Source organism: Neobacillus sp. 114, assembly GCF_030127045.1.
Lineage (GTDB): Bacteria > Bacillota > Bacilli > Bacillales > Cytobacillaceae > Neobacillus > Neobacillus rhizophilus.
Genome location: NZ_CP126144.1, coordinates 2,025,766 through 2,050,436, shown reverse-complemented (window position 1 = coordinate 2,050,436; position 24,671 = coordinate 2,025,766). Strand labels below are relative to the sequence as shown.

Below are 24,671 nucleotides of genomic sequence, written 5' to 3'. Positions count from 1 at the left end.
TTTTATCTGTATTTTTTTTGCAATTCTTTTTGGACTGGAGGCGGAACAAGCCCTGAAATATCCCCTTTGTACTTTGCTGCTTCTTTCACGATGCTTGAGCTCAAAAAGGAATATTGATTATTGGTCATCATAAAAAAGGTTTCCACATGATCGTTTAAAAACCTATTCATCGAGGTAATCTGCATTTCATATTCAAAATCGGAAACAGCCCTAAGGCCCCGAAGGATTGCATTTGCGTTCACACTCTTGGCATAATCGACAAGCAGCCCGGAAAATTGATCGACAGCCACGTTAGGGATGTCCTTTGTAACTTCCTTTATCAGGTCAAGCCTTTCCTCAACAGTAAAGAGTGGATTTTTTGAGACATTATTTAATACCACAACATAAACCTTATCGAAAACCTTAGCCCCTCTGCGGATGATATCTAAATGGCCATATGTAATTGGATCAAAACTCCCCGGACAAACGGCTATACTTGCCAACTTGACTCCCCCTTATTCCCCATTAGATTTTAAATATATTGTTATAGCAATAATCCCATATTTCTCATGTTTTATCTGCGAGAACCGCCCGACAGAGGAAGGTAAATCGACATCAAAACTATGTTCACAGACAATAATTCCTTGGTCCTTAACCACATTCTCTTTATCCATTTTTTCCATTAACCTGATCAGCTCTTGAAGCTTGTACGGCGGGTCCAAGAAAATATAGTCAAACATAATTTCTCGTTTAATTAAAGCCTTAAGTGCCCTGTCTGCATCATTCCTGTATACCTCAGTTTTGTCTTCAAACCTGCATGCGCTGATATTGTCTTGGATTGTCTGAATTGCTTTGGCGTCCCTGTCGATAAATATCACTTTATCCAAGCCTCTGCTCAGTGCTTCCAAACCTAATCCTCCGCTCCCAGCAAAGAGGTCAAGCCCGGTACCCCCGTCAAAATAAGGGCCAATCATATTAAATAGGGCTCCCTTCACCTTATCTGTTGTAGGTCTTGTTGTATTACCAGGGACAGCTTTAAGAGGACGGCCTTTACAGATGCCAGAAACTACTCTCACGTGTTCACCACCACATTTTATCCAAAATTACGTTTTTTTACATCCTACCATAGGCTGCAAAATATAAACAAATTTGTCACATTAGTTTTTTCTTTTCTTACATTTTATAAAAAATTTGCGAAAAAAGGAAATTTTAAATTTCGACGTATAAGGTTTTGGGTTGTGGAAATAATGTAAGTAACAACATCAATTCGAGGATGTTGTTGCCAACCGCGGAGAAGACTTACGTTTCCCCATAAGTTCTTCCTCCGGTTTCTCCTCTCCCTTTGCCTTCTGTCCTATATCAGGATTTAGAAGGACCCTGCAAAATTTTTGCAGGGTTTTTTTCTTTTTAGGGCAAAAAAAAGATGAGATGATTCTCACCTTTTTATATCCCCATTTTATAGTCATATTCTTTTGCCTTGTCAGGTGCTGAATTTTCGTATTCCATTTTTAAAAAGGGCTTGTATGAAGGCTCTACTTTTTTCACGAACGAAAAGGATTGGAGCTTTTCTATAATTTCCTCTGCATCGTCTTGGTTACAGTACACCACAACATATTTTAGCTTTTTTGACACATAATGGACATTTCCAAAACGTCTGAGCATTTTGGCCTGTTTTAATGAATACAGCCAAACAACTAATCCTTGTCTTTGAACAAACATAATTTTTTCCCCTTCATTGCAGGCTTCTTTTTAAATAAGTCTAGCACATGAAAAGGTTTTATTTCAATCCTTACCCCTTTATCCCACATGCTCATTTTTTTAACTGCAGCCACAGCTTCCTCCGCCACCGCAGCCGCTTGAATGACCGTTATCAAAAAACGGGTTGCCGGTCGGGACTTTTATATGCTCGGAGACGGATCGACCAACGTGGAGACTGATTTCATCCAAAAGGCTTTGCAAATCATTTTCCGCCAATTTAAATTCGGCTACGTTTGCGTCCAAGTCCATTTCCCGTTTATATTGACGAATTTGAGTCATCACATTTTTATAATCAGGATGGTACTTACCAAACCTTTGCACCTCTTCATAAAGGTCTTTAAGCTTCGCAAAACGCTGTATCTTTTGCTGCGTTTCACGGCTGCTTTGCATTTTATATAAACAAATCCGATAATGTTCAACAATGTCAGATTCGAGAACCATTTTTGCCAGCTGTTCAGCGTAGTCCAGTAATTCAACTCTTTCTGATGTAGCAAGCATGTACGCTCACCTCCACTGACATTTTATCACGAAAACCTCCTGAAAGCGAAAAAATCCATTTAATTAGGGGATATTTATTACAAACTCCTTTTTCAAACCGTAGGAATTATATTTTAAATCAACCACATCCAGCTTTACCTTGTGGTTCCCTGGAGAAAGATCCTTGATAATGAATACTGCCGAGGAGGCTTCGGATTTTTTCTGTCCGTCTACCCAAATGACAATTTTACCCGTTTTTTGTTTTGAATCCTCTGTCTCCCTAAAACTAATTCCCGTTAAAATGCATTCTACCAGCACTTGATTTCCTTTTGTTTCGTGTTGAACAATCAGCTCAGGTATTTCGTTTGAGATTGCCTTTGCCTCGTGAAGCATTGAGGCTCCTAAAACCCAGCACAAAATAAAACCAATGAGGATATGTTTTTTCACCAATATCACTCCTTCTCATGTTTGTATTGTTCGCCTTCTCAATATTTTTTAATCCAAACAAAAAAAGGCCACATCCAAATTTGGGTGCCCTTTGTTAATTTTGGTTTTTCATGGCTTGGAACATGGAGTACATCATTGAAGCCATTTGCACTCCATTTGTGAATTTCTCCACTTGATCGGGAATGGTTTTTTTGTAATGATGTAATGCTGCAATTTCTAATGATTGAATATCATAAGGGTTTCTTGACAGTTTCCGATACCAAAGTGGCTGCTCCCGAATAAACCGTTTTAAATCCTTTTGTCCTTCTACATATTCTAAAATTTCCTTGCGCATATCCCCCACCCTTTAATTAGTCTTGTCTAAATGAAAATGGATGTTTTGGCCCTTCAGGAGGTTTTACAGGATTATTAGGTGCATTACCGCCTTGAAATTGGGAAACTAGGCCTTGGATGGCGCCAATCGCCTGGCTGATATTCTGTAGATGGGACTGCATTTGATTGGGATCCATTTTTTTGAAAATCCCCATCACATTGGACATTAAGTCCCCTTTGGCTTCTTTCTCATCTTTTACCTCCGCAGCTTCACCATCTGAACCAATTTTCTCCCAACGCTGGTCTTCTTCGCCTAATAAGTACCAGTCCTCGTATAATTCCTGCCAGGTGGCGTTTCCCTTGCGGACCTCCTTAATAATTTTTGGATTGTTTCTAACAAATTCTTTAAATTTTTCAACGGATGGGTGCAATTTCTTTTGCGTCATTATCCTCACCTCTGCCCCTATTCATTCCAATAATAAAGTATGATAAATCATAAGAAATGTGAAACGGCGAATTAGGTTCAAAACATTTATTATTAGGCACACAAGTGGTAAGATGGTCAAAGAAACGCAAATGAAAACTCGCCGATTGGCGAGGCCGATAGGACGGTTCATGAGGCATAGTTGAATTTATGCGTTAGGAAGTATAAATTTGTGAAAATTTATACTTTCCTATTAGCCAAAAAGAAAGAGGTAAAAAAATGAAACAAGAGTTACGGCAGCTTTTAGAAGATTGTATCGAGAATGGCTCGGAATCAGACTTGGAAAGTCTCGCTTCCCTATTACGGGGAGTTCAACAAAAGATTGATATGAACAGTGATACTTATATTGGCCATCTTCTCCATATGGACAGAAAAATGGACAAAAACACGTGTGAAATTACCATCCCCATTAATCCAATCATTCATAATAATTTAGACATTGTTCATGGCGGAATAACAGCCACAGTTTTGGATACGGCAATGGGTTCATTAGCAAACTATGTTTTGCCAGAAGGTTTGGGGGCTGTAACCAATCAGCTTAATATCCACTATATTGCTCCTGGAATTGGGGACACATTAAGCTGCAAGGCTGACATCATTCATCATGGCACGAAAACAATCGTCGTCTCAGGCACTGCCTACCGAAATGACGGCAAAAAAATAGCCTATGCCACTGGCACATTTTTTATCATAAATAAATAAGAAGGGGTTTAATGATAATGGTTACTGCCATTCTTATCCCGATTATTTGTTTTTATTTCTACCTGCTGACTAAAAAAGAGATGAAAGAGCACGATGAAAAATGGCTTGCTGCAGGGAATGTAGGGGAAGAAGCGATATTAACAGGTGAAATTAAAAGCATCGACGAAAGCAAGGAACGTTATTATTATCACCGTTATCTTTTGGTTCAGACAATTAAACTTCAAACTGATGCTAAAATAATCACTGCCAAAAGAATGACTCCTGTTACGAAAAACATGGAAAAATGCTTATTTACACCAGGCCATTTCATTCGTCTATATGGGAGCTGGGAAGGAAATACGTTTTTATTTAACCGATTTGAATCGAAAACTTCAAATGTCAAATAATGAATAAAAAAGGAGAAAAATGCAGGATATACTGCTTTTTCTCCTTTTTATTGTTCTGTTTTTTGGATAAAGTTTTGCGTATAATATTTTTGATATACACCAACACCAAGATGGGTGAATTCCTTATTTAATAACGAATCCCTGTGGCCCTTGCTGTTCAGCCACCCTTCAACCGCAGCAGGCCCGTCCGTATAATTCGCGGCGATATTCTCACCAGCCGTTTTATAGGCAACCTCAGCTTTATTTAATCGATCGGCAAGACTGCCAAATTTTTTAGATGTATGTGAAAAATCATTATTCAATGCCATATCCTTACTATGGCCAAATGCTACTTCAGCCGTACTGTCGTCCCATTTTAATGGATCCAATTTGTACCTTTGCCTTAACACATTTGAAATATCAAAAATTTCTTGTTCTGCCCCTGTTTCGATCTTTTCCCACATTTCTTCGTCAGGCAGAGGCTGATCGATTAATTCACCGCGGTACACGAGCTCATATGGGCGCTGCTTGATAAACGTCTCTGCATTTAAAATGCGTACGCTTGAAAGAGTACCAGTGAATTTATCAATATAAAGCTGAAAAAAAACATCCCCCAGCTGAATGATTGGTCGAAGGTTTAAATCTGTGTCATTTAATTCAAACCGATAGTTATTCCCATTCAAATCGATATTGATATTCGTTTCGAAAAATTGAGTATTAAATATTTCTTCCACCGGCTGCCCGATCTCAAAAGGCGATATATTCAAATTTTCACCAAGGACGAAAATCGTTGCTACCTGACTATTTTCAATCCCAACTTGAACATAACGTTTAAAGTCCAAGTTATAAATATACCATTGATAGCCATATGGAGTCTCATCAATTCGCTGTGGTTCCCCTAGTTCTTTGACAATGTCCGCAGCATTTTTGCCTATCAATAAAGACAAACCTTCTTCAGGTTTTTTCAATTTATTGTTTGATTGTGAATTAGAATTTTGCTGATAAGTTTGTTCCATTTCTGATGTGCTGTCTTTCTTTATTAAAACCTTATCCTGATTTTTTTCATTTATGCCAACATAAAAGCCAATTGTGACGATTACCGCAGAAAGTACCAAAATTCTTAAAAGCGTCTTCAGAGGCTACACCCTCTCTATTACTATTTCTACCATTGTATGTACTGTTAGAATAATTATAGCATTTATATCTTTTTAAGTAATACCCGTTTTCCTAAAATGTCTGAAAATGCTTAATTAAAAAAGAAAACAGGCACCGGGGCGCCTGTTTAGAAATATTTGTCCTATAATAAATTACTATTTTAATGCTGCGCACTATTATAATTTTGTTCGGAAATTTGTGTCAAGGCCTGCTTCGCTTGATCATCCGTTAGTTCACGGATTGCAAAATCGCCAAGTGATACAATACCAATCAACTTCTCATCCTCTACAACAGGCAAACGACGAATTTGATGTTGTGCCATCAATTTTGCCGCCTCTCTAGTAGAAGCCTCTGGAGAAATAGTAATCAGGTCATTGCTCATGATTTCCTCCACTTTGGATGAGCCAGGATGCTTTTCTGCCACGCCTCTAATGACAATATCACGATCAGTAATCATTCCAACAATTTTTTCTTTATCGACAATAGGAATAGCCCCGACATTTAATTCTTTCATTTTTACAGCTACTTCATAGATATTATCTAATAGAGTACAGCAGTCTACATCATCAGTCATAATATCACGGATTTTTTCCATAAAATCGCCTCCAAAAATTATAGCTCTTTTCGTAAATTAGAATATCCAGCCATAATGGATTTATTCGTTATATGATTTCGTTGCAAGTTACAGAAATTTCATCTATTATTAAATTGAATTAATCTTGCTTTATTACCAAATAATGAATACAGGCAAGCGTTTCTAGGAGGGATTTATTTATGAAATTCGAAAACACTGGAATTGAGGAGTTTAAAGCAGACATAAACCGGCTTGATGACGTAATGCAACAGCATGGTTTAGTGCGCGCAGGACAATGGGATTATGAACGCGTTACATACGACAAAAAGTTTGAACTAAGAGAGGGAGTATTTTACCTTCGGATTCAAGGCTATTCGGTTGAAGGAGATGTAGATACCTTCAAAGCTGTAATACAATTGATGACTCCTTTGTTAGGAAAACATTATTACCCGCACGGTGTTGAATACGGTGAAGGCGAAACCTTCCCTGCATCACTTGTGAATCAATGTAAAAAAATTATCGAAGATATCAAAAACGAAATCAGCAAATTTGCTGTATAATGCTGAAAAAGCCGCATGAATGTTAATCATGCGGCTTTTTTGATCTTATAAACCTAAAATCGCTTTTATCATGGAAGTCGTTTCCCCGCCTCGGTAAAATACATATAAAAGCAGGTAGACAACTACTCCGGTAGCGGCTGTAAAAAACCAGACGATGCTGGTAATGGGGCCAAGGCGGCGATGGAAAGAGAGTTTATTTTTATAACCTGAATTAAGAGACAATATCCCCAAAACTGCTCCTACCGTGGCCAAGGTAATATGAAAAATCAAAAATACAGTATAGTATATTTTGATATTATCTGGTCCTCCAAACGATGTGTTCCCAATGAAAATAGTTCTAGATGCATAAATAATAAAGAAAATAAGAGCAAAAATAGCTGCAAAAAACATAGTCCGTTTGTGAGCTTCCAATTTTCTTTGCTTAATCTGCCACCAACCGATGGCAACTGTAATCCCGCTTAAAACAATAAAAGTGGTACTAATCGTGGGTAAAATTGGTATCGAATCCATGCATAAATCCTCTCTTTTTGTTTATTCTCCTCTTATAGTAGAGTAAACCTTCCTAAACTTCAACCAAAAGAAAAAGAGGTTGTCGTTCGGACAGCCTCTATTTAATGAGCGATGGATTTAATTTTTGATTTAAATCGCGCTCTGTTTCTGCTTGGTCCTTACGATACCATTCAAAAAAGACGCGGAAAAGGATTACCCCATAAATGATTTCCTGCATAATCTTCATCAATACGCCGCCAAGCTGTTGGTCATGGATTAAGGACATCGAACTAAACAGCTCTGGACCGCTCAAATTTAAACTTTCAAAATTGGCAGTACCCACACACAGGCTCATCACTTTGCCCCATACATGCGGATCAGAATAGGTGGCATAAATAGGTGTTTCAGCAAAGATAATCAAAGCGCAGGCAGGTGTTAAGAGAATCCCATCAGCAAAAATATAACCAACCTTTTTTAGACCACTTAGGGTTTGATGCTCAGGAAGCTGATTAATTAATGGCCACCACATAAAAATGGCAACTACAAACAATAGAATCGAATAGCCTGCATGCAGCCATATATTTTGCATGACATGATCAAAAATTATTGGAACATGGTAAAACGAAAATAACCCGTTAAAGATTAATAGAGCCATAAGTGGTCTAGTGAAAAACTTAAAGAGAGACTTAAATACTTCGATGCGCAAAACCGCTCTCCACAGCCATGCAGGTACACCCAAAATGAATAAAGGCGGAACAATTAAGACAAGTGCAGCCATCTGTATCATATGAATATAAAACATTAAATGGGCCATTAAGTCCAATGGAGATCCTTTAATAGCATACAAAAGAATCATTGAGGTAAGAAATAAAGCCCCTTGCTGCTTTGTTAAGCGCAAACTGTCCTGGAAACGGTGTCTAAATCTTGTGGTTAGAAGAAAAAATCCTCCTGTCAAAACAATCATAATCAATAAAAAGTACGGGCTCCATAGCGCTTGAAAACCAAATATATCCAAGGTAAGCACTGCAATATCACCTCAAAATTAATTAAAGAATCATCAACTTTATTATACCCTTGGCCTTTGGGATAGGCAAAGAAATGATGCTGCATATGTTTTCCAATTACTAAAAAAGAAAATCGGCTTAAAAGCCGATTTTCCTTTTAACTCCTACCACCAGATAATGGTCGAAAATGCCCAAATCATAACCAAGCCAACAAATAATCCTGAAAAAAGGAATAATGTTGGGGCCTCATGGCCTTTATGACTCATATGCATAAAATAAAACAATTGGAAGACTACTTGCACCGCAGCCAAAAGAACGATAAATGGTATTGTAAACCACGCTGTAAATCCTTTAGCAGCTACAGCAGCAAAAGCAACCAATGTTAAGAAAATCATCAAAGCAAATGAAATGACTTGATATCTCATCTCTTCCGCACTTTTACGGCGGCGATATTCAAGGTCAACTCTTGGGTTCCCTGAATTTAATTGTTGATTTGCCATCAGTTTATCCCACCATTCCCATTAAATATACAACAGTAAAGATGAATACCCATACAACGTCAATAAAGTGCCAATATAAACTAAATACATAGAATTTTGGCGCATTGTACAAGTTTAAGCCACGTTTTGCATTACGGAACATTAACGATAAGCACCAAGCTAATCCAAAAGCAACGTGTGCTCCGTGGAAGCCAACCAAGGTATAGAAGGCAGATCCAAAGGCGCTGCTGGTAAATTTATGGCCTAAATGGACATAATGGTTAAACTCATAAACTTCTAGTCCTAAGAACCCGAATCCTAATAAAGCAGTAAGCCCTAACCACACCATCATTTTTTTGAAAGCAAAATTTTTCATGTGGTAAATTGCGTAAACACTTGTTAAAGAGCTTGTCAATAACAGCATCGTTGCCACGAATGTCAACGGAAGTTCAAATAAATCCTTGGCCAGCGGCTGAGAAGTATTTGGCACCTTATCCTTTAATGAAAGGTAAGTGGCGAAGAGAGAGGCGAAAAGCACAGTCTCTCCCCCTAAGAATAACCAAAAACCTAAAAATTTATTTTTCGCTTCAAGGGTTGATTTCTCCGGCTCTGCAGGCCAAGTTTCATAAGTTAATTTTTCTTCAGCGTGCATTATGCCTTAACCCCCTTATTATCATCTTCGTTCATTAATTCTTCTTTATGAATATGGAAACCATGGTCGTCTTTAACAGACCGTAATAACATGGAACCAAATGTTACGAGCAGACCAATAAACAAGACTGGCAATGCCCATCCCTTATCATCTACATGGTACATAGCACCAAAAGCGGCGATGAAAAGACCAAGCGATGTTGTAAATGGCAAGAAAGAAGAGTTTGGCATATGAATATCACCAAGCGGCTCAGCAGGAGTCATTTCTTTCTTTCCTTCCATTTTTTCTATCCAATAAGCATCCAAACCGCGAACAAGTGGAAGCTGCTTAAAGTTATAGAAAGGCGGTGGAGATGGAATAGACCACTCTAATGTACGTCCGTCACCCCAAGGGTCATTTCCAACTCTAACATTTTTAACAGATGTCACAATAATGTTGATTAATAGGACAATAACACCGACAGACATGAAGGCAGCTCCTATGGAACTGATCATGTTTGAGGTTTCAAAGCCCTGACCTGGCAGATAGGTAAATACGCGGCGAGGCATACCCCATAGACCAAGGAAGTGCTGGATAAAGAATGTCATATGGAATCCGATAAAGAAAGTCCAGAACGTAATCTTACCCATTGTTTCATTTAACATTGTTCCAAACATTTTTGGCCAATACAGATGTGTACCAGCTAAAAGCGCTAAGACTACCCCACCAACAATAACATAGTGGAAGTGGGCAACAACGAAATATGTGTCATGGTATTGATAGTCAGCAGCAGCAGAAGCAAGCATTATCCCTGTTACTCCACCCATAACAAATGTAGGTATAAAAGCAAACGCATAGTGCATTGGAGTTGTAAATTTAACACTTCCGCCCCACATGGTGAACAGCCAGTTAAAAATCTTAATACCTGTCGGCACCCCAATTGCCATCGTAGCTACAGCGAAGATAGCATTTGCTACCGGACCAAGTCCTGTTGTAAACATATGGTGCGCCCAAACCATGAATCCTAAGAAACCGATTAGGACTGTTGCAAACACCATAGACGAATAACCAAATAAACGTTTTCTTGAGAACATTGCAAAGATTTCCGAGAAAATACCGAAAGCTGGCAAGATCAAGATATATACTTCCGGGTGACCAAAAATCCAGAATAAGTGTTCCCAAATTACGGTATTACCACCTTGTGCAACTTCAAAGAAATTAGCTCCAAATAAACGGTCAAACATCATTAATACTAATCCCACTGTTAATGGAGGGAATGCAAAAAGAATAAGTGCTGACGTTACAAATGTTGTCCAAGTAAACAACGGCATCCGCATATAGGTCATTCCAGGCGCACGCATGTTAATGATCGTTACAAGGAAGTTAATACCACCAATCAACGTACCTAAACCAGAAATCTGTAAACCTAGAACATAGAAATCAACACCATGTCCTTTGGAGTGTATAGCGAGAGATGCATAAGAAGTCCAACCAGCATCTGGCGCTCCTCCTAAGAACCATGAAAGGTTTAGAAAAATACCACCAAAGAAGAACAACCAAAACCCTAATGCGTTCACATAAGGAAAAGCTACGTCACGAGCTCCTATCTGGAGTGGCATAACGGCATTCATGAACGCGAACACAAGCGGCATGGCAGCTAAGAAAATCATTGTTGTTCCGTGCATTGTAATGATTTCATTAAATGCACCGGCGCTTACAAAATCATTGTTAGGAACTGCAAGCTGGATACGGATAAAGACAGCTTCAATACCGCCAATTAAGAAGAAAAATCCACCTGCAATCAGATATAGGATGGCGATTTTTTTATGGTCAACTGTTGTTAAAAAGTCCCATAAAGTTGCACCGAATCCCTTTTTTTGAGCATAGGTACTCACGTTTTTACCTCCCTTTCAACCAAATCCCCTATTAGTCCTGAACCTTTAAGCCCATCAGATATTCTGCTAAAGCATTTAGCTGATCTTCCGTCATTTGCGGATACTTACCAGTCATAGTGTTGCCTGGCTTATAGGTTTCTGGATTACGAATCCAATTTTTTACTTCTTCCTTATTATGGTCCAAAATACCAGCAACACGTGATCTTTCGCCAAAGTTTGAAAGGTTCGGCGCGATACGGGCTGTTTCCGGCATTTTGTTTTCAGGTGTTACAGCATGACAGCCAATACAGCTTTTATTGAAAATATCCTGACCTTGCTGTGCTAAAGCAGTTTGGGCTTTTTCAGGCGCTTTGACGCTCTGCATATCTTTCACCCAAGCATTGAAATCGTCTTTGCTCATTGCTTTTACTTTAAAGTCCATTAAAGCATGGGATGGTCCGCAAAGTTCAGCACATTTTCCATAGAAAAGATTTCCTGCTTCATTAGATTTTTCTGCATCAAACTCTAACCAAAATTTATTAATATTGTCTGTATTCGTATCAAGTTTTCCGCCTACAGCCGGAATCCAGAAGGAGTGTTTAACGTCCATGGATTTCAAACTGAAATATACTTTTTCATCAGTTGGTACTACTAGTTCTTGGCTGGTTACAATCTTTTGTTTAGGATATTCGAAATCCCACCAATATAAATGGGAACGAACATTAACTACAACTGCTTTAGAGTTTTTGTCATCCATTGTTTTAACATCCGCAAGCTTAAATGTTGCGGAAACAGTTGGAACAGCTAGAACCAAAAGCAAAAGAATCGGAATAACGGTCCAAATAATTTCTAATTTATGACTTCCTTCCACCTGTTTAGGTATCCTGTCATCCTTCCTTCTAAAACGGAAAAAGACGATAACAAAAACTAACATAACTACAATAATAACGCCAACCATAATTATCGTACTTAGCCCCATCAAATCGTACTGGATGTCAGCAACTTCACCGGCTGGAGTTAATGTGGATAAATATGGTTTACCACAACCGGAAAGTACAAGCGCTACTATCGCAAACAGCGAGAATAAACGCCAATTTGCAAGCCTTTTCATGCTTAATCAAACCCCTCTTTCACTCTTAGTTTATTATTTTTTTGATTGATCAAAGAAGTATGTACGACCCCTTTCCCGAAAGAAATTACTTCAGGAAAGATACGTCAGCAAAACTAGATTAATGTAACTATAACCATCGCCACAAAAATAATAGTCAAATATTGCAATGAGTAAACAAACATTAGTTTTGCCCACTTTATGTCATCTTTGATCTTATATCCATAAATCCCTAATGCCAGCCAGCCGAGATTTAAGACGGTGGCAAGAATTAGAAATGGGATTCCTAATTTAGTAAGAAAAAATGGGATTGGCAAAAGTGCTGTAACCCAGAGTACAATGTGAATTTTTGTGGTTTTAAACCCTTTTACTACCGGAAGCATTGGGATGTTCGCAGCTTTATACTCCTTCACCCTTCTCATCGCCAAAGCATAGAAATGAGGCGGCTGCCATACAAACATTAAAACAAATAATGCCCATGCCATGACATCAAGATTTGCATCTACTGCAGCCCAGCCAATCAACGGTGGTACAGCCCCGGAAATACTGCCAATGATGGTATTAGAGACAAGCTGTCTTTTTGACCATAGTGTATATAAGAAAACATAACTAAAAACTCCAAGCAGTCCTATTACTGTTGCAGTTATCGTTGTAAACAATAAAAACAGTGTTCCCAGTCCTATAAGTAAAATACCTAACCCCAAAACTTTTACCGGCACCACTTTCCCGGTAACTGTAGGTCTAGATTTTGTTCTTTCCATTAAGTGATCGATATCCCGGTCAACGTAATTGTTTATTGCACAGGAACCAGCAACGATTAAAGCTGAACCCGCCACTGTAAAGAAGACAATATCTAAATTATTCAAAAAGCTAAGGCCGGAAAAATGCAATGCAAGCCAAAGACCTGTAAAGACAGTGATCAGATTGGAATTAACGATTCCAATTTTGATAAGGGCCATAAAGTCTTTCCAAACGGATGTTTTTTCTGAAACAGAATCCAGGCTTGTTGCACCATTTCCAATGGCAGCCTTTGAGTTGGACATTTAATTTCTCCTCCTGATTCTTAATACTGACCTTTATCACTTGATGAAGCATACCCTCTTTATGTATACCGTGATTTTAATAACACTTTCTCTGTATATTAAATCACACTTTCAGGAATTTTTGTGAACTTTTTTTGAATAATTTTTGACTAATTTGTGACCAAAAAAAATTTCTTCTTATATTCCCATTGTTCAGACCATTAAAGTTTTGTAAAAAAATAAAAAAGAAGTCTTTTATGTATTTATTTCAACAGGCAGAACATAGGATTGTTGAATTAAGACTGCGTATGCAAACCCTGTCGAACCTCTTGAAAATTTCATCCCTCTATAGTTCTAACAGACTACACCTTAAGTTTCAACGTTTTTCACTATAATAATAGTGATAAATTAACATTATCCATTTTTAAAGAAAACTCGCCGATTGGCGAGCCCCTAAGGGCGAAGACAGAGGCGTAGTTGCACTTATGCGTTAAGAAAGTATAAAGCTTTCGAAAGAAAGTTTATACTTTCTTATTAGCCAAAAAAAATCCTTTAAGAAACTAGGCTGAAATTCTGTTCTTTTTTTGGATAATTCGTTATGATGTATAAGTACTTTTAATCTTGCTTCTTTTTTTATCCATTATACTGTCAAGATTTTTTTTTGACAAATTATTGAACTTTAGTTAGAGGTGAAATTTTTTGCGACGCTCTTTGAAGTGGTTGGCTGTTGCCACCACCATTGGAATGATACTTATTTTACTCGGCGGGGCACTCGTTACCAAAACGGGTTCAGGAATGGGCTGCGGCAGATCTTGGCCATTATGCCACGGCAAAATTCTGCCTTCGGACATTACACCGGAACTTATTATTGAACTTGCCCACCGGCTTGTTTCAGGTGCTGTCGGCATGATGGTATTAATATTGTCCGTTTGGTCTTGGAAGGCAATCGGACATATAAGGGAAACAAAATTTCTTTCCTTTCTGTCTTTTTTCTTTCTGCTGCTCCAGGGGTTAATTGGGGCTGCGGCAGTAAAATGGGGACAATCCGATTTCGTCCTGGCTTTACATTTCGGTATTTCTCTTATTTCATTTGCGGCTGTTTTCTTATTAACGCTGCTCATTTTTGAAATCGATAAAAAGTTCGCCGCTGAGAAACTCTATATTGATAAACGGATGGGTTTCCATATTATTGGCGTTACCATTTATAGTTATATCGTCATTTACACCGGCGCCCTTGTCCGTCATACAAAATCAAGCCTAGTCTGCAGGGATTGGCCATTTTGTCTAAACGATTCTCCCGGACTTCCAACCAATCTATACGAGTGGGTGCAAATGGGCCACCGAACGGCCGCGGGCTTGATTTTTCTCTGGATCCTTTACATTACTGTGCTCGCTGTCCGTCATTATAAGCACCAGAGAGTCCTGTATTGGGGCTGGATTATTTCGTTTATATTGGTATCATTGCAAGTAACCGCAGGCGCATTTATCATTTTCAGCCGCCTAAACCTTTACATTGCCTTGCTGCATGCATTTTTTATTACCTGTTTATTTGGTCTCTTAAGCTATTTTGTCCTTTTATATTCAAGGTCAAAAAGGAACTTTCAATAAAAAAAGGCTGTCTCGAGTTGAGACAGCCTTTTTCTTACGCTTTAACTAGTTCAATCAAGAGGTCACTGGTTTGGATAGAGTCACCGTTTAATGCATAAATGTCTTTTACGACTCCGGAAAATGGTGCTTGAACGGTCGTTTCCATCTTCATTGCTTCTGTAATCATCAAATGATCACCACGTTCGACCTTTTCGCCCTTCTCTACCAATACTTTTATAACTGTTCCAGGCATCGAGGCGGAAATATGGTTTTCATTTTTCGGATCCCCTTTAAGTCTAGAGACAACCTTTGCTTTAATACTCTCATCTTTTATAACCACTTCACGAGGCTGGCCATTTAATTCAAAATATATGACTCTTGTCCCGTCTGCCTGCGGCTGACCAATCGAAACTAGTTTCACAATGAGCGTTTTTCCTGTTTCGATTTCTACTTCAATTTCTTCGCCCAAGCGCATTCCATACAAGAAGGTTGGAGTATCAAGAACGGAAATATCCCCATACAGCTCTGTTGTTTTAGCATATTCCATAAACACCTTTGGATAAAGGGCATACGAAATAATTTCAAAATCAGTTACCTGTCTTCCCAATTCCTCATAAAGCTCTTCTTGTAACGAATTAAAATCAATTGGTTCAAGCAGTTCTCCAGGTCGCACTTCCAAAGGCTTCTTGCCCTTTAAAATCACCTTCTGCAGCTCCTCAGGGAATCCGCCATGCGGTTGACCTAAATAACCTTCAAACAATTCAACAACTGAATCAGGGAAATCGAGCGAATTTCCTTTTAATATGACGTCTTCCTCATTTAAGTCATTTTGCACCATGAATAACGCCATATCGCCAACAACCTTTGAGGATGGGGTTACCTTGACAATATCGCCAAACATTTGGTTAACACGGGAGTACATTTCCTTAACTTCATCCCAGCGCTCGCCAAGCCCGACTGCCTTTGCCTGCTGCTGAAGGTTGCTGTATTGTCCTCCTGGCATTTCATGCTGATAAATTTCCGAATGCGGCGACATCATTCCGGACTCAAAATCTTGATAATATTTGCGGACATCCTCCCAATAATGGGATAGCTTTTCTAGAGCATCGATGTTTACATCAGGCTTTCGCTGATTGCCTTCTAAAGCGTAATAAAGGGAGTTACCACTCGGCTGGGATGTTAACCCTGCCATTGTACTCATGGCAACATCGACAATATCTACACCTCCATCGATTGCACGGGCATAAGTATAAATCCCATTACCACTAGTATCATGAGTATGAAGGTGGATTGGTATATCGATTGTCGCTTTTAATTCTGACACCAGCCGGTAAGCAGCTTCTGGCTTCAATAGGCCTGCCATATCCTTTATGCCAAGAATATGGGCACCTTGATTTTCAAGCTCTTTGGCGAGGTTTTTATAATATTCAAGATTGTATTTCGTTCTCGTTGGGTCCAATATATCCCCAGTATAACAAATGGAGGCTTCGGCGATCTTTCCGGTCTGCCTTACAGCGTCGATAGCCACTTCCATTCCCTTGATCCAGTTTAAGCTGTCAAAAATTCGAAACACATCTATCCCAGCCGACGCCGATTGCGTAACAAATTCCCTGATCAAATTGTCAGGATAGTTTTTATACCCAACAGCATTTGCTCCGCGAATTAACATTTGGAACAGAACATTCGGAATCTTTTCGCGAAGATTCAAGAGTCGGTCCCAAGGGTCTTCCTTAAGGAACCGGTAGGCCACGTCAAACGTAGCTCCTCCCCACATTTCAAAAGAAAATAGCTCCGGCAATAGCTTTGCTGTCGGTTCGGCGATATGAGCGATATCAGTTGTGCGCATCCGTGTTGCCAGCAATGATTGATGGGCATCTCGGAAAGTTGTGTCAGTTAACAGCACCTGCTTTTGGTCTTTTACCCACTGGACGAGGCCATCTGCTCCTTGCTTTTCTAAAATTTGTTTAGTCCCTTCTTTATATGCTAAATCATATGGCAGAGAAGGAATTCGCGGCTTAGAAAAAACGGGTCTTTTCTTTTTTTCCACGCCCGGAAAACCATTTACTGTGACAGTGCCGATATAGGACAGCATTTTTGTTCCCCTGTCTTTACGGACTGGGAAAATAAACAGCTCTGGTGTTGTATCAATAAAGGAGGTATCATACTTGCCGTTTAGGAACAATTCGTGTTTCACAACGTTTTCTAAAAATGGAATATTCGTTTTGATTCCTCTTATCCTGAATTCCTGCAAATTACGAACCATTTTTGCAGATGCCTGTTCAAACGTCAATGCCCATGTGGAAAGCTTCACTAATAAAGAATCATAGTAAGGAGTAATGACTGCGCCTTGAAATCCATTCCCGGCATCCAGTCGTACGCCAAAACCACCGCCAGAGCGGTACGCCATAATTTTACCGGTATCAGGCATAAAGTTATTTAACGGGTCTTCTGTTGTAACCCTGGATTGAATAGCATATCCATATAAAAGAATCTTTTCTTGTTCTGGTATCCCAATTAAAGGCCCATGCAGTTCATGTCCTTCTGCAACTAAAATCTGTGTCTGGACAATATCGATACCTGTTACCATTTCCGTAATGGTATGCTCCACTTGAACACGGGGGTTTACCTCAATAAAATAAAAATCATTCTCCGAAACTAGAAATTCCACTGTTCCTGCATTGATGTAATTGACATTTTTCATTAATTTTACAGCCGCATCACAAATCCGCTTTCTTAACTCAGCAGTAAGGGAGACGCTTGGAGCAATCTCGACCACCTTTTGGTGGCGCCGCTGGACAGAGCAATCCCTGTCAAAAAGATGAACGATATTTCCTTCTTTATCTCCAATAATCTGAACCTCAATATGTTTTGGTTTTTCAATTAATTTTTCCAGATAAACATCATCGTTTCCGAAGGCTGCCTTTGCTTCTGATTTAGCCCGTTCAAATGCTTCACGAACTTCTTCGCGGCTTCTGACAATTCTCATTCCTCGTCCACCGCCGCCAAGCGCTGCTTTGATGATGATTGGGAAGCTATGTTCTTCGGCAAATTCCAGCACTTCCTCAACACTGTTAACAGGTCCACCGCTCCCTGGTATAACTGGTATTCCCGCCAGTTCAGCCTGGTAGCGGGCTTTTACCTTATCGCCAAACATATCTAAATGTTTAGAAGCAGGACCGATAAACACGATCCCTTCTTCCTCGCAGCGTCTGGCAAAGTGGATATTCTCCGACAAAAACCCATAGCCCGGATGAATGGCGTCTGCACCACTTCTTTTAGCAATCCCAATGATTCCTTCAATATCTAGATAGGCATCAATTGGTTTCTTCCCTTCGCCCACTAAATATGCCTCATCTGCTTTATAGCGATGATAAGAGCCGGAATCCTCCTTAGAATAAATCGCAACAGTTCGAATATTCAGTTCAGTACAGGCGCGAAAAACCCTAATTGCAATTTCCCCACGGTTTGCAACCAATATTTTATTTATTTGTCTTGCCACATAAAACACCTCAATCTATGTATTTTTAAAAATGCGGGAGGCTGATAATCAGCCCCCTCATTTTTATTTCATATAAATAACTTTTCCATTACCGCTTTGCACTTTAGTATCAGCTGTTTGTTTTTTTGTTTTATATTTTTTCTCATATTTAACAAACATAGAAACGTTCACAAGGATTCCCATTGCCGCAGCCAGCATTAACAAGGAGGAACCTCCATAGCTGATGAACGGCAGCGGAACACCTGTTAACGGAATAACCCCAGATATCCCGCCAAGATTAATAAAGGTTTGAATCCCAATCATACTTGAAATCCCAATCGCAAGGAGACTACCGAAGGGGTCCTTACATTGTAAGCCGATATAAATCCCACGCAAAACAATATAAGCTAGTAACAGAATGACAAAGCCTACACCCCAGATTCCTAATTCTTCGGCAATTACCGCCATAATAAAGTCAGTATGAGATTCCGGCAAATAGCCTAGCTTTTGAATGCTTTTACCTAGCCCCAAACCATTTATTCCGCCCTGTCCTATTGCAATAAAGGAATTTGCAAGGTGAAATCCAGCGTTTTGGGCATCAGCAAACGGATCACCCCAAGATGAGAATCGTTCAAGCCGTTTTTCAGAAAAGATAAAACCCTTAGCCGCAATAAAAAGAGGCAGGATAATGATTAAAGCCATCACAAGCAGTTTCCCGATCGTTTTATAATTCATTCCAGAACTAAAAATGACCATGCCGGCAATGAGCGCAATGATGCTCGCTGTGCCGTAATCAGGCTGAAGAGCAATTAATACACAAACAATAAAAAGAAAGAAAATTGGAGGAAGTACCCCTTTGTTAAATTGGTTTATATAATCCTGCTTCTTCGAATAAACAGCTGCCAAATAAATGATAATAGCCAGTTTCACAAATTCAGAAGGCTGAAATTTAAAACCACCAATCTGATACCAGCTTTGTGCACCACCTGCGACAGTACCAAATACGAAAAGTCCCAATAAAGTGATAAGGGAGGTCAGAACAATAAATACCATTACTTGCGTAAACTTCATAATTTTATACGGAATGATAGCTGTAAAAAGGAAGATGCAAGCAAACAATAGCAGCCACATTTTTTGCTTTTGATAAAAATAATCACTTGGCACATCATACCTTTGGACGGCCCAAGCCATGCTGGAGCTATAGATCATGATTAATCCAAAAGTACATAAAAGTATAATGGTAATGATTAGGGAATAATCATATGATTTCAATATTTTCTTTACCATGCTTACATCCTCATTTTCAATTTAGGTTTATATCATTCTATTATAATCGAAATTTCATGTTATGACTTGATGAAACAATTATTTGTTACAAGATTTTAATAGAGAAAATTCAGAAAAGTGAGGTAAAAAATATTAACTCTATATATAACAAAAAACTCAAACAATCGCAAGCATTGTTTGAGTCCTTTTGCGTTATTTTTTTATGGATGCATCGTGAAGCACAGATAGTTCTCGTTCCAATTGATCTAAAATCGCTTTCCCATCCTTGCTATCTATTAAGCCCAATCTTACCGCAAAGTCTATTTCTCTAGATAGGCCAAACATTTGGGTATCCAACACCTCTTCATAAAGAGGGCATTGAGGCATCGTGAGATTGTCCATTTGCACTTTGATAAGCTTTAATATTTTTTCAGCGTCTGCCTGCAATAAGGCAAAAGCTTTTTCCTGGTGATTCACGATCATTTCAGACGCCAACATTGATCCCCCCATTTCAGAGCGAATATTCAACTTATCTATAAATTTTACCTTTTGCAGCGGAAAATTGCAAGAACAATGAGGCTTAGCTGCCGCTCGATTGAATAATTATGACTTTCGAGCAGAAAAAGGCTATACTTAGTAATGTAAATGGAAACTCGCCTATTGGCGAGTCCGTTAGGACGAAGACAGAGGCGTAGTTGAATTTATGCGTTAAGAAGGCATAAAATTTAGGGAAATTTTATGCTTTCTTATTAGCTAAAAAGGAGGATTGACAATGGAACGCATTATCAATATTACAGGTAAAGTAAAATATCCAATCACACTTGACCCAAGTGTTTGGATTTTCGATGATCGCCGGCTTGATTTAACTACTCATTTTTCAACTGAAAAAGATAATACCGATTCTACGGAAGCATATACAAAAGCCGTGTCAAAGCACTGGGACCGTGAAATTATGGAAGGAGCCGTCTTCCCTCCGACATTAAAAACAGAGCGCATATATGAAAAACAAAAGATGCTAACCGGAACCTTTGGAATTCTGTTTAAACCATTTCTGAAAAATTCCGAGCCGGAAAGCACTGCCAGAGCGCTTGTAATTGAAACAGAAGATGATAATTATGAGCTGCCTTTAAATGAGGCCTATGAACTGATTTTGGGCTTCTCAGATAAAGGCAAGCAGCTATCCGCTGATGGTCCTGTTCACGTTTATTTTGGGGACGGCTCAAACCAGCAAAACCCTATTAAAAAAGTAACAAGTTTTATCGTAAAATAGGACGGGCAATCTTGCCCGTTTTTACTTACAATAAATCCGCGGCCAGTCGTGCCAATCCCGACCTTTCCCCTTTTAATAGTTTCACATGACCGGAAATGACTTGATTTTTAAATTTCTCCACGACATAGGTTAAACCGTTATTATAAGCATCAAGATATGGATGATCAATCTGCTCCGGATCCCCCATTAAAACTATCTTACTGTCCTCTCCAACCCTGGTTATAATCGTTTTCACTTCATGTTTGGTCAGATTCTGCGCCTCATCGATAATAATAAATTGCTTAGGAAGACTCCTTCCCCGAATATAAGTTAGTGCCTCCACCTCAATGGATCCCATACCAGCTAAGATTGCATCCAGTTCCCCAGGTTTTTTTGTATTAAACAGAAATTCCAAATTATCATAAATTGGCTGCATCCACGGCCGCAGCTTTTCCTGTTTTTCACCTGGCAAAAAGCCTAAATCCTTGCCGACAGGAACAATCGGCCGGGCTACGAGCAGTTTTTTATATTCGTGAAAATCTTCTGTCTGCATAAGTCCAGCGGCTAATGCCAGCAAGGTTTTTCCTGTTCCTGCTTTGCCGATTAAAGTTACTAGCGGGATATCTTTTCGCAGCAACAATTCGATTGCCATTGTTTGCTGTACATTCCGCGAATGAATTCCCCAAACATGTTCTTGGTTCAGCGCTAGCTTCTTGACCTTCTTGGCCGTTATATTAACCATCCCAATCGCCGAGGCCGAGCTGCCGAGGGCATCCTTTAATATCAGAAATTGGTTTGGATAAAAGGTATAATTCGTAATTTCTGATAGTAGAAGTTCTCCTTTCTCATAATAACGGTTTAACAGGTCTTTTGGGATATAGACCTCAAGAAATCCCGTATATAAAGAATCAACTTCCACCACCCTGTCATTTAGAAAATCCTCTGCAGATAGACCGATGGCATCCGCTTTTACTCTTACTAATGCATCCTTGCTGACTAGAATAACAGGTTTCCCATTCTCCTTTGTTTGTTCCTCTAAAAACAAATTCTTTGCAACCGCAAGAATTCTATTATCATTCGTTTTTTCAACAAAAATATCTTGAAGCTCATGAAATGATCGGTGATTTAGCTCAATTCTGATGGTTCCCCCATTTTCGAGCGGGATTCTTTCATGGAGCTTTCCCGAGGCTCTGAGACCATCAATTAATCTTGATACATGCCTAGCGTTTCTACCTATTTCATCCATGTACCTTTTCTTTGAGTCCACTTCTTCGAGTACGACTGCAGGAATAACTACTTCATTATCTTGAAAGGAAAAAATGGAATACGGGTCTTGTAATAAGACGTTTGTATCTAACACGTATATTTTACTCAAAGCGACGCCTCCTGCTTTACTTGGTGTAAGGAAAGTGTAACGTTACTATACATGCCATTTTGCCGGTTGGACTTTGGTAAAATATATGTTTATTGGAATAAAGATAGAAGGTGTTCCGCACAATAATTGTTAGTTGGGACCTTCATATCAAAGAGAATCTCATGTGAATTTTCCCAGTCTTTTAATTAGCTTTTTGGGAGGGTTTTTTATGAAGAAGATTTTAGTGACAGCTGCCATTTTCTTATTATTAACGGGATGTAATACGAATCAAAAAAACGAGACAGCAAAAAATCAACAAAATAAATTAGTAAATGTAAAAAATAGCTACATAGAAAGTGTAGACCGAAAAACGGGTCAGGAAATATCAAAGCGGTTGGTGGAGCTGGCGACAAGTGTACCGAATGTAAATGATGCAACTGCCGTGGTAATAGGGCGTTACGCAATCGTTGGAATCGATGTAAATGCCAAAATTGACCGTTCTCAGGTGGGGACTATAAAATATTCCGTGGCAGAAAGCCTCAAAAAGGACCGCTATGGTGCCAATGCCATCGTTGTAGCAGATGCCGATACCACTGAGCGGCTCAAAGAAATTCAGGCAGATATAAACAATGGGCGTCCAATCCAAGGGATTATGGAGGAGCTGGCTGACGTTGCCGGGAGGTTAATGCCGGAAATACCTGGAGATTTAATAACCCCTAATCCGAAAAATGCAACGGAAGAACCCGATAAAAAGCTCCCTGCAAAACAAGAAAACCAGCTTGAAAAAGAGCAGGAAAAACAGTCTAATTATCATAAATGAGAAAAAAGCTTAGCTGTAGGCTAAGCTTTTCTTATTGCATCCATGACCTGCCTGTCCAATCTTTCAGCGGCATTTTTATCATAGGTTTTGTCATATTGGACTTCCTGAACAATTTTAGAGCCATAAAACATGACATCCCTTACTTCCTTAATTTTCACTTCAATAAGGGCCAGTTTTAACGGAACATCTTTCAGTCTTTCTTCTTTTAAATTAGCTTCTCCCTGGATGGAGTATGTAGACTCATTAGCAATTATATTAATCACGACATGATTATTTTTATTTATATTTTCGATGATTCTGGAACGGTTATCAACCGCAAAATAGATGATATTTTCATCTTTTGCAAGTACCCAGGATATTGCACTGACATTTGGTCCACCTGTTTCATAATCAACGGTAGCCAGCGTAACAAATCTTTCTTTTTGCAATTCCTCATATAATGGTTTAATTAATTTTGGTTCGACTTGATTGACCATTTCTATTTTCAACTCCCTTTTCTTCATGCTGTCTTAAAACAGATATTCCCATATTACTACTATCTCTTTTTTTCTTCAACTAATACACAGTTCCCCTACAGACAGCCTTGATACTATAGTATAATAAGTAGTAACCAAGAAATATAAAGAGGTGCAAAATGAGAGTTAAATGCGTGCTTTGTGATAAAATTGAAACGATTGATGACGAATCTCCAGAGGCAAAACGCTTAAGAAATCGTCCAATCCATACATATATGTGCGATCCATGTCAGGAACGTATAGCGAAAAAAACGAACGACCGGCTGGAAACCGGAAATTTCCGTTTTCTCAGGCCAAAATCAGATAGGGATGAATGGTAAAGAGGCTGACTTTTCGGGTCAGCCTCTTTTTTTAATCTGCAATAGGAAAGTTTTCGTATTTCTCTGGTTCTCTACTGATTTGATCCAGCATAACTTCAATTAATTCCCGTGGGAAGCGTGTTTTCTTACTATCTTCACCCTGCTGATAGGCAACATAATACATCATTTCATCGTGCGTAATTTCAACATTGCTAATAAGGTATTCATCCTTAAGCATTCGTTCGAAATGCTTTAGGGTATCTATCGCAGCCGTATCTTCCGGACGGGCATCACTAACTACTTTTATGGTAAGCCAATTATATAAAACATCCTGAACGGAATTCATCGTATCCCCCCATTACTTTGCTTCTGACTGCTGCTTTTTCGATTGATGCAGGCGGATTTTATATATTATTAAGATTAGCGCAGATACAGCTAACGCTTCGGCTACTGGCAATGCATAAGAAAGGATCAGCAAAACTAAGCATCCAATTACGAGACAGGTATAAATGACCACGTTTTTTAAAAGAGGCAGCTTCTTCGCATATCCTAATTTATAAACAACGACAGCTAAAATCACGATATATATAAACTGTAGCCAAACAGCCGTTTTAACATCTGTAAGCTGCATGAAAAATCTTAGAGTGGGGGAGAATCCTTCCATTTAAATTGCACTCCTTTTA

At 39.0% G+C, this 24,671-nt stretch carries 30 protein-coding genes; 7 read left to right on the top strand and 23 right to left on the bottom strand.

What is annotated here, in order from left to right:
- Nucleotides 1-2: 2 nt before the first annotated feature.
- From coaD to ylbD, 7 genes are all read right to left on the bottom strand, one after another.
- Nucleotides 3-482 (bottom strand): pantetheine-phosphate adenylyltransferase, encoded by a 480-nt coding sequence (gene coaD, locus QNN06_RS10310; RefSeq protein WP_213116442.1) that lies wholly within the window; start codon nucleotides 480-482, stop codon nucleotides 3-5.
- A 12-nt stretch (nucleotides 483-494) separates the two neighbouring features.
- Entirely contained in the window at nucleotides 495-1,055 is a 561-nt protein-coding gene (gene rsmD, locus QNN06_RS10305; protein WP_213116443.1) for a 16S rRNA (guanine(966)-N(2))-methyltransferase RsmD, read from the bottom strand.
- A gap of 367 nt (nucleotides 1,056-1,422) precedes the next feature.
- Nucleotides 1,423-1,698 carry a YlbG family protein gene (locus QNN06_RS10300; protein WP_213116444.1) on the bottom strand — a complete coding sequence of 92 codons (276 nt, stop codon included), beginning with the start codon at nucleotides 1,696-1,698 and terminating at the stop codon, nucleotides 1,423-1,425.
- Between the two features lie 99 nt (nucleotides 1,699-1,797).
- Complete coding sequence (locus tag QNN06_RS10295) at nucleotides 1,798-2,235, bottom strand: YlbF/YmcA family competence regulator (RefSeq protein WP_213116445.1); 438 nt, start codon at nucleotides 2,233-2,235, stop codon at nucleotides 1,798-1,800.
- Nucleotides 2,236-2,298: 63 nt separating this feature from the next.
- Nucleotides 2,299-2,661 (bottom strand): hypothetical protein, encoded by a 363-nt coding sequence (locus tag QNN06_RS10290; protein ID WP_213116446.1) that lies wholly within the window; start codon nucleotides 2,659-2,661, stop codon nucleotides 2,299-2,301.
- A 94-nt stretch (nucleotides 2,662-2,755) separates the two neighbouring features.
- Nucleotides 2,756-2,995 (bottom strand): YlbE-like family protein, encoded by a 240-nt coding sequence (locus tag QNN06_RS10285; RefSeq protein ID WP_213116447.1) that lies wholly within the window; start codon nucleotides 2,993-2,995, stop codon nucleotides 2,756-2,758.
- Nucleotides 2,996-3,011: 16 nt separating this feature from the next.
- Nucleotides 3,012-3,419 (bottom strand): YlbD family protein, encoded by a 408-nt coding sequence (gene ylbD / locus QNN06_RS10280; protein WP_213116448.1) that lies wholly within the window; start codon nucleotides 3,417-3,419, stop codon nucleotides 3,012-3,014.
- A gap of 257 nt (nucleotides 3,420-3,676) precedes the next feature.
- On the opposite strand from ylbD, the gene QNN06_RS10275 reads away from it, so the two are divergent.
- Both QNN06_RS10275 and QNN06_RS10270 read left to right on the top strand, forming a co-directional pair.
- Nucleotides 3,677-4,159, top strand: a complete 483-nt coding sequence (locus tag QNN06_RS10275; protein WP_213116449.1) for a PaaI family thioesterase — start codon at nucleotides 3,677-3,679, stop codon at nucleotides 4,157-4,159.
- Between the two features lie 11 nt (nucleotides 4,160-4,170).
- Nucleotides 4,171-4,545 (top strand): hypothetical protein, encoded by a 375-nt coding sequence (locus QNN06_RS10270; RefSeq protein WP_284037524.1) that lies wholly within the window; start codon nucleotides 4,171-4,173, stop codon nucleotides 4,543-4,545.
- 47 nt (nucleotides 4,546-4,592) lie between these two features.
- On the opposite strand, the gene QNN06_RS10265 is transcribed toward QNN06_RS10270, so the two are convergent.
- Together QNN06_RS10265 and QNN06_RS10260 are read right to left on the bottom strand one after the other, a co-directional pair.
- Nucleotides 4,593-5,639 carry a CAP domain-containing protein gene (locus QNN06_RS10265; protein ID WP_307851988.1) on the bottom strand — a complete coding sequence of 349 codons (1,047 nt, stop codon included), beginning with the start codon at nucleotides 5,637-5,639 and terminating at the stop codon, nucleotides 4,593-4,595.
- A gap of 200 nt (nucleotides 5,640-5,839) precedes the next feature.
- On the bottom strand, nucleotides 5,840-6,274 hold the full coding sequence (locus QNN06_RS10260) for a CBS domain-containing protein (RefSeq protein ID WP_213116450.1): 435 nt from the start codon (nucleotides 6,272-6,274) through the stop codon (nucleotides 5,840-5,842).
- 179 nt (nucleotides 6,275-6,453) lie between these two features.
- On the opposite strand from QNN06_RS10260, the gene QNN06_RS10255 reads away from it, so the two are divergent.
- On the top strand, nucleotides 6,454-6,813 hold the full coding sequence (locus tag QNN06_RS10255) for a YugN family protein (RefSeq protein WP_217032933.1): 360 nt from the start codon (nucleotides 6,454-6,456) through the stop codon (nucleotides 6,811-6,813).
- A 45-nt stretch (nucleotides 6,814-6,858) separates the two neighbouring features.
- Here QNN06_RS10255 and QNN06_RS10250 read toward each other — a convergent pair whose 3' ends face one another.
- The 7 genes from QNN06_RS10250 to cyoE all read right to left on the bottom strand — a co-directional run bounded on the left by QNN06_RS10250 (nucleotide 6,859) and on the right by cyoE (nucleotide 13,441).
- On the bottom strand, nucleotides 6,859-7,323 hold the full coding sequence (locus tag QNN06_RS10250; RefSeq protein WP_213116452.1) for a DUF420 domain-containing protein: 465 nt from the start codon (nucleotides 7,321-7,323) through the stop codon (nucleotides 6,859-6,861).
- A 97-nt stretch (nucleotides 7,324-7,420) separates the two neighbouring features.
- Nucleotides 7,421-8,326 carry a cytochrome c oxidase assembly factor CtaG gene (ctaG, locus tag QNN06_RS10245; RefSeq protein ID WP_213116453.1) on the bottom strand — a complete coding sequence of 302 codons (906 nt, stop codon included), beginning with the start codon at nucleotides 8,324-8,326 and terminating at the stop codon, nucleotides 7,421-7,423.
- A gap of 144 nt (nucleotides 8,327-8,470) precedes the next feature.
- A complete protein-coding gene (gene ctaF, locus QNN06_RS10240) occupies nucleotides 8,471-8,806 on the bottom strand; it encodes a cytochrome c oxidase subunit IVB (RefSeq protein WP_213116454.1) in 336 nt (111 codons plus the stop codon).
- A gap of 4 nt (nucleotides 8,807-8,810) precedes the next feature.
- Complete coding sequence (locus tag QNN06_RS10235; RefSeq protein WP_213116455.1) at nucleotides 8,811-9,437, bottom strand: cytochrome (ubi)quinol oxidase subunit III; 627 nt, start codon at nucleotides 9,435-9,437, stop codon at nucleotides 8,811-8,813.
- Entirely contained in the window at nucleotides 9,437-11,311 is a 1,875-nt protein-coding gene (gene ctaD, locus QNN06_RS10230; protein ID WP_213116456.1) for a cytochrome c oxidase subunit I, read from the bottom strand. Before ctaD ends, QNN06_RS10235 begins: the two co-directional genes overlap by 1 nt.
- A 31-nt stretch (nucleotides 11,312-11,342) precedes the next feature.
- The gene (gene coxB / locus QNN06_RS10225) at nucleotides 11,343-12,401 is read right to left on the bottom strand and encodes a cytochrome c oxidase subunit II (RefSeq protein ID WP_213116457.1); all 1,059 of its coding nucleotides are present in this window, start codon (nucleotides 12,399-12,401) and stop codon (nucleotides 11,343-11,345) included.
- A 113-nt stretch (nucleotides 12,402-12,514) separates the two neighbouring features.
- A complete protein-coding gene (gene cyoE, locus QNN06_RS10220) occupies nucleotides 12,515-13,441 on the bottom strand; it encodes a heme o synthase (RefSeq protein WP_213116458.1) in 927 nt (308 codons plus the stop codon).
- 678 nt (nucleotides 13,442-14,119) lie between these two features.
- On the opposite strand from cyoE, the gene QNN06_RS10215 reads away from it, so the two are divergent.
- Nucleotides 14,120-15,028, top strand: a complete 909-nt coding sequence (locus QNN06_RS10215; RefSeq protein ID WP_213116459.1) for a COX15/CtaA family protein — start codon at nucleotides 14,120-14,122, stop codon at nucleotides 15,026-15,028.
- A 34-nt stretch (nucleotides 15,029-15,062) separates the two neighbouring features.
- Here QNN06_RS10215 and pyc read toward each other — a convergent pair whose 3' ends face one another.
- The 3 genes from pyc to QNN06_RS10200 form a co-directional block, all read right to left on the bottom strand.
- On the bottom strand, nucleotides 15,063-18,506 hold the full coding sequence (pyc, locus tag QNN06_RS10210) for a pyruvate carboxylase (protein WP_284037523.1): 3,444 nt from the start codon (nucleotides 18,504-18,506) through the stop codon (nucleotides 15,063-15,065).
- 63 nt (nucleotides 18,507-18,569) lie between these two features.
- A complete protein-coding gene (ftsW, locus tag QNN06_RS10205; protein ID WP_213116461.1) occupies nucleotides 18,570-19,772 on the bottom strand; it encodes a putative lipid II flippase FtsW in 1,203 nt (400 codons plus the stop codon).
- Between the two features lie 192 nt (nucleotides 19,773-19,964).
- Nucleotides 19,965-20,246 carry an Fpa/YlaN family protein gene (locus QNN06_RS10200; protein ID WP_213116462.1) on the bottom strand — a complete coding sequence of 94 codons (282 nt, stop codon included), beginning with the start codon at nucleotides 20,244-20,246 and terminating at the stop codon, nucleotides 19,965-19,967.
- A gap of 277 nt (nucleotides 20,247-20,523) precedes the next feature.
- Between QNN06_RS10200 and QNN06_RS10195 the strand changes: the two genes are divergently transcribed.
- On the top strand, nucleotides 20,524-21,021 hold the full coding sequence (locus QNN06_RS10195; protein ID WP_213116463.1) for a peptidyl-prolyl cis-trans isomerase: 498 nt from the start codon (nucleotides 20,524-20,526) through the stop codon (nucleotides 21,019-21,021).
- 25 nt (nucleotides 21,022-21,046) lie between these two features.
- Here QNN06_RS10195 and QNN06_RS10190 read toward each other — a convergent pair whose 3' ends face one another.
- Complete coding sequence (locus QNN06_RS10190) at nucleotides 21,047-22,375, bottom strand: PhoH family protein (RefSeq protein WP_213116464.1); 1,329 nt, start codon at nucleotides 22,373-22,375, stop codon at nucleotides 21,047-21,049.
- Between the two features lie 208 nt (nucleotides 22,376-22,583).
- On the opposite strand from QNN06_RS10190, the gene QNN06_RS10185 reads away from it, so the two are divergent.
- A complete protein-coding gene (locus QNN06_RS10185; protein ID WP_213116465.1) occupies nucleotides 22,584-23,174 on the top strand; it encodes a YhcN/YlaJ family sporulation lipoprotein in 591 nt (196 codons plus the stop codon).
- A gap of 20 nt (nucleotides 23,175-23,194) precedes the next feature.
- Here QNN06_RS10185 and QNN06_RS10180 read toward each other — a convergent pair whose 3' ends face one another.
- Nucleotides 23,195-23,650: a pyridoxamine 5'-phosphate oxidase family protein gene (locus QNN06_RS10180; RefSeq protein WP_213116466.1), complete on the bottom strand. Its 456-nt coding sequence runs from the start codon at nucleotides 23,648-23,650 to the stop codon at nucleotides 23,195-23,197.
- A 158-nt stretch (nucleotides 23,651-23,808) separates the two neighbouring features.
- On the opposite strand from QNN06_RS10180, the gene QNN06_RS10175 reads away from it, so the two are divergent.
- Nucleotides 23,809-24,009 (top strand): YlaI family protein, encoded by a 201-nt coding sequence (locus QNN06_RS10175; RefSeq protein ID WP_213116467.1) that lies wholly within the window; start codon nucleotides 23,809-23,811, stop codon nucleotides 24,007-24,009.
- 31 nt (nucleotides 24,010-24,040) lie between these two features.
- On the opposite strand, the gene QNN06_RS10170 is transcribed toward QNN06_RS10175, so the two are convergent.
- Nucleotides 24,041-24,334, bottom strand: coding sequence for a hypothetical protein (locus tag QNN06_RS10170; RefSeq protein ID WP_213116468.1), 294 nt, complete (start codon nucleotides 24,332-24,334; stop codon nucleotides 24,041-24,043).
- 12 nt (nucleotides 24,335-24,346) lie between these two features.
- Nucleotides 24,347-24,652, bottom strand: coding sequence for a YlaH-like family protein (locus QNN06_RS10165; RefSeq protein WP_213116469.1), 306 nt, complete (start codon nucleotides 24,650-24,652; stop codon nucleotides 24,347-24,349).
- Nucleotides 24,653-24,671: the final 19 nt, after the last annotated feature.

Excerpts from the sequence above, each read along its gene's own strand:
- QNN06_RS10300 (WP_213116444.1), bottom strand. The coding sequence starts at position 1,698 with ATGTTTGTTCAAAGACAAGGATTAGTTGTTTGGCTGTATTCATTAAAA.
- QNN06_RS10295 (WP_213116445.1), bottom strand. The coding sequence starts at position 2,235 with ATGCTTGCTACATCAGAAAGAGTTGAATTACTGGACTACGCTGAACAG.
- QNN06_RS10285 (WP_213116447.1), bottom strand. The coding sequence starts at position 2,995 with ATGCGCAAGGAAATTTTAGAATATGTAGAAGGACAAAAGGATTTAAAA.
- ylbD (WP_213116448.1), bottom strand. The coding sequence starts at position 3,419 with ATGACGCAAAAGAAATTGCACCCATCCGTTGAAAAATTTAAAGAATTT.
- QNN06_RS10275 (WP_213116449.1), top strand. The coding sequence starts at position 3,677 with ATGAAACAAGAGTTACGGCAGCTTTTAGAAGATTGTATCGAGAATGGC.
- QNN06_RS10270 (WP_284037524.1), top strand. The coding sequence starts at position 4,171 with ATGATAATGGTTACTGCCATTCTTATCCCGATTATTTGTTTTTATTTC.
- QNN06_RS10260 (WP_213116450.1), bottom strand. The coding sequence starts at position 6,274 with ATGGAAAAAATCCGTGATATTATGACTGATGATGTAGACTGCTGTACT.
- QNN06_RS10255 (WP_217032933.1), top strand. The coding sequence starts at position 6,454 with ATGAAATTCGAAAACACTGGAATTGAGGAGTTTAAAGCAGACATAAAC.
- QNN06_RS10250 (WP_213116452.1), bottom strand. The coding sequence starts at position 7,323 with ATGGATTCGATACCAATTTTACCCACGATTAGTACCACTTTTATTGTT.
- ctaF (WP_213116454.1), bottom strand. The coding sequence starts at position 8,806 with ATGGCAAATCAACAATTAAATTCAGGGAACCCAAGAGTTGACCTTGAA.
- QNN06_RS10235 (WP_213116455.1), bottom strand. The coding sequence starts at position 9,437 with ATGCACGCTGAAGAAAAATTAACTTATGAAACTTGGCCTGCAGAGCCG.
- coxB (WP_213116457.1), bottom strand. The coding sequence starts at position 12,401 with ATGAAAAGGCTTGCAAATTGGCGTTTATTCTCGCTGTTTGCGATAGTA.
- cyoE (WP_213116458.1), bottom strand. The coding sequence starts at position 13,441 with ATGTCCAACTCAAAGGCTGCCATTGGAAATGGTGCAACAAGCCTGGAT.
- ftsW (WP_213116461.1), bottom strand. The coding sequence starts at position 19,772 with ATGGTAAAGAAAATATTGAAATCATATGATTATTCCCTAATCATTACC.
- QNN06_RS10195 (WP_213116463.1), top strand. The coding sequence starts at position 20,524 with ATGGAACGCATTATCAATATTACAGGTAAAGTAAAATATCCAATCACA.
- QNN06_RS10185 (WP_213116465.1), top strand. The coding sequence starts at position 22,584 with ATGAAGAAGATTTTAGTGACAGCTGCCATTTTCTTATTATTAACGGGA.
- QNN06_RS10180 (WP_213116466.1), bottom strand. The coding sequence starts at position 23,650 with ATGGTCAATCAAGTCGAACCAAAATTAATTAAACCATTATATGAGGAA.
- QNN06_RS10175 (WP_213116467.1), top strand. The coding sequence starts at position 23,809 with ATGAGAGTTAAATGCGTGCTTTGTGATAAAATTGAAACGATTGATGAC.
- QNN06_RS10170 (WP_213116468.1), bottom strand. The coding sequence starts at position 24,334 with ATGAATTCCGTTCAGGATGTTTTATATAATTGGCTTACCATAAAAGTA.
- QNN06_RS10165 (WP_213116469.1), bottom strand. The coding sequence starts at position 24,652 with ATGGAAGGATTCTCCCCCACTCTAAGATTTTTCATGCAGCTTACAGAT.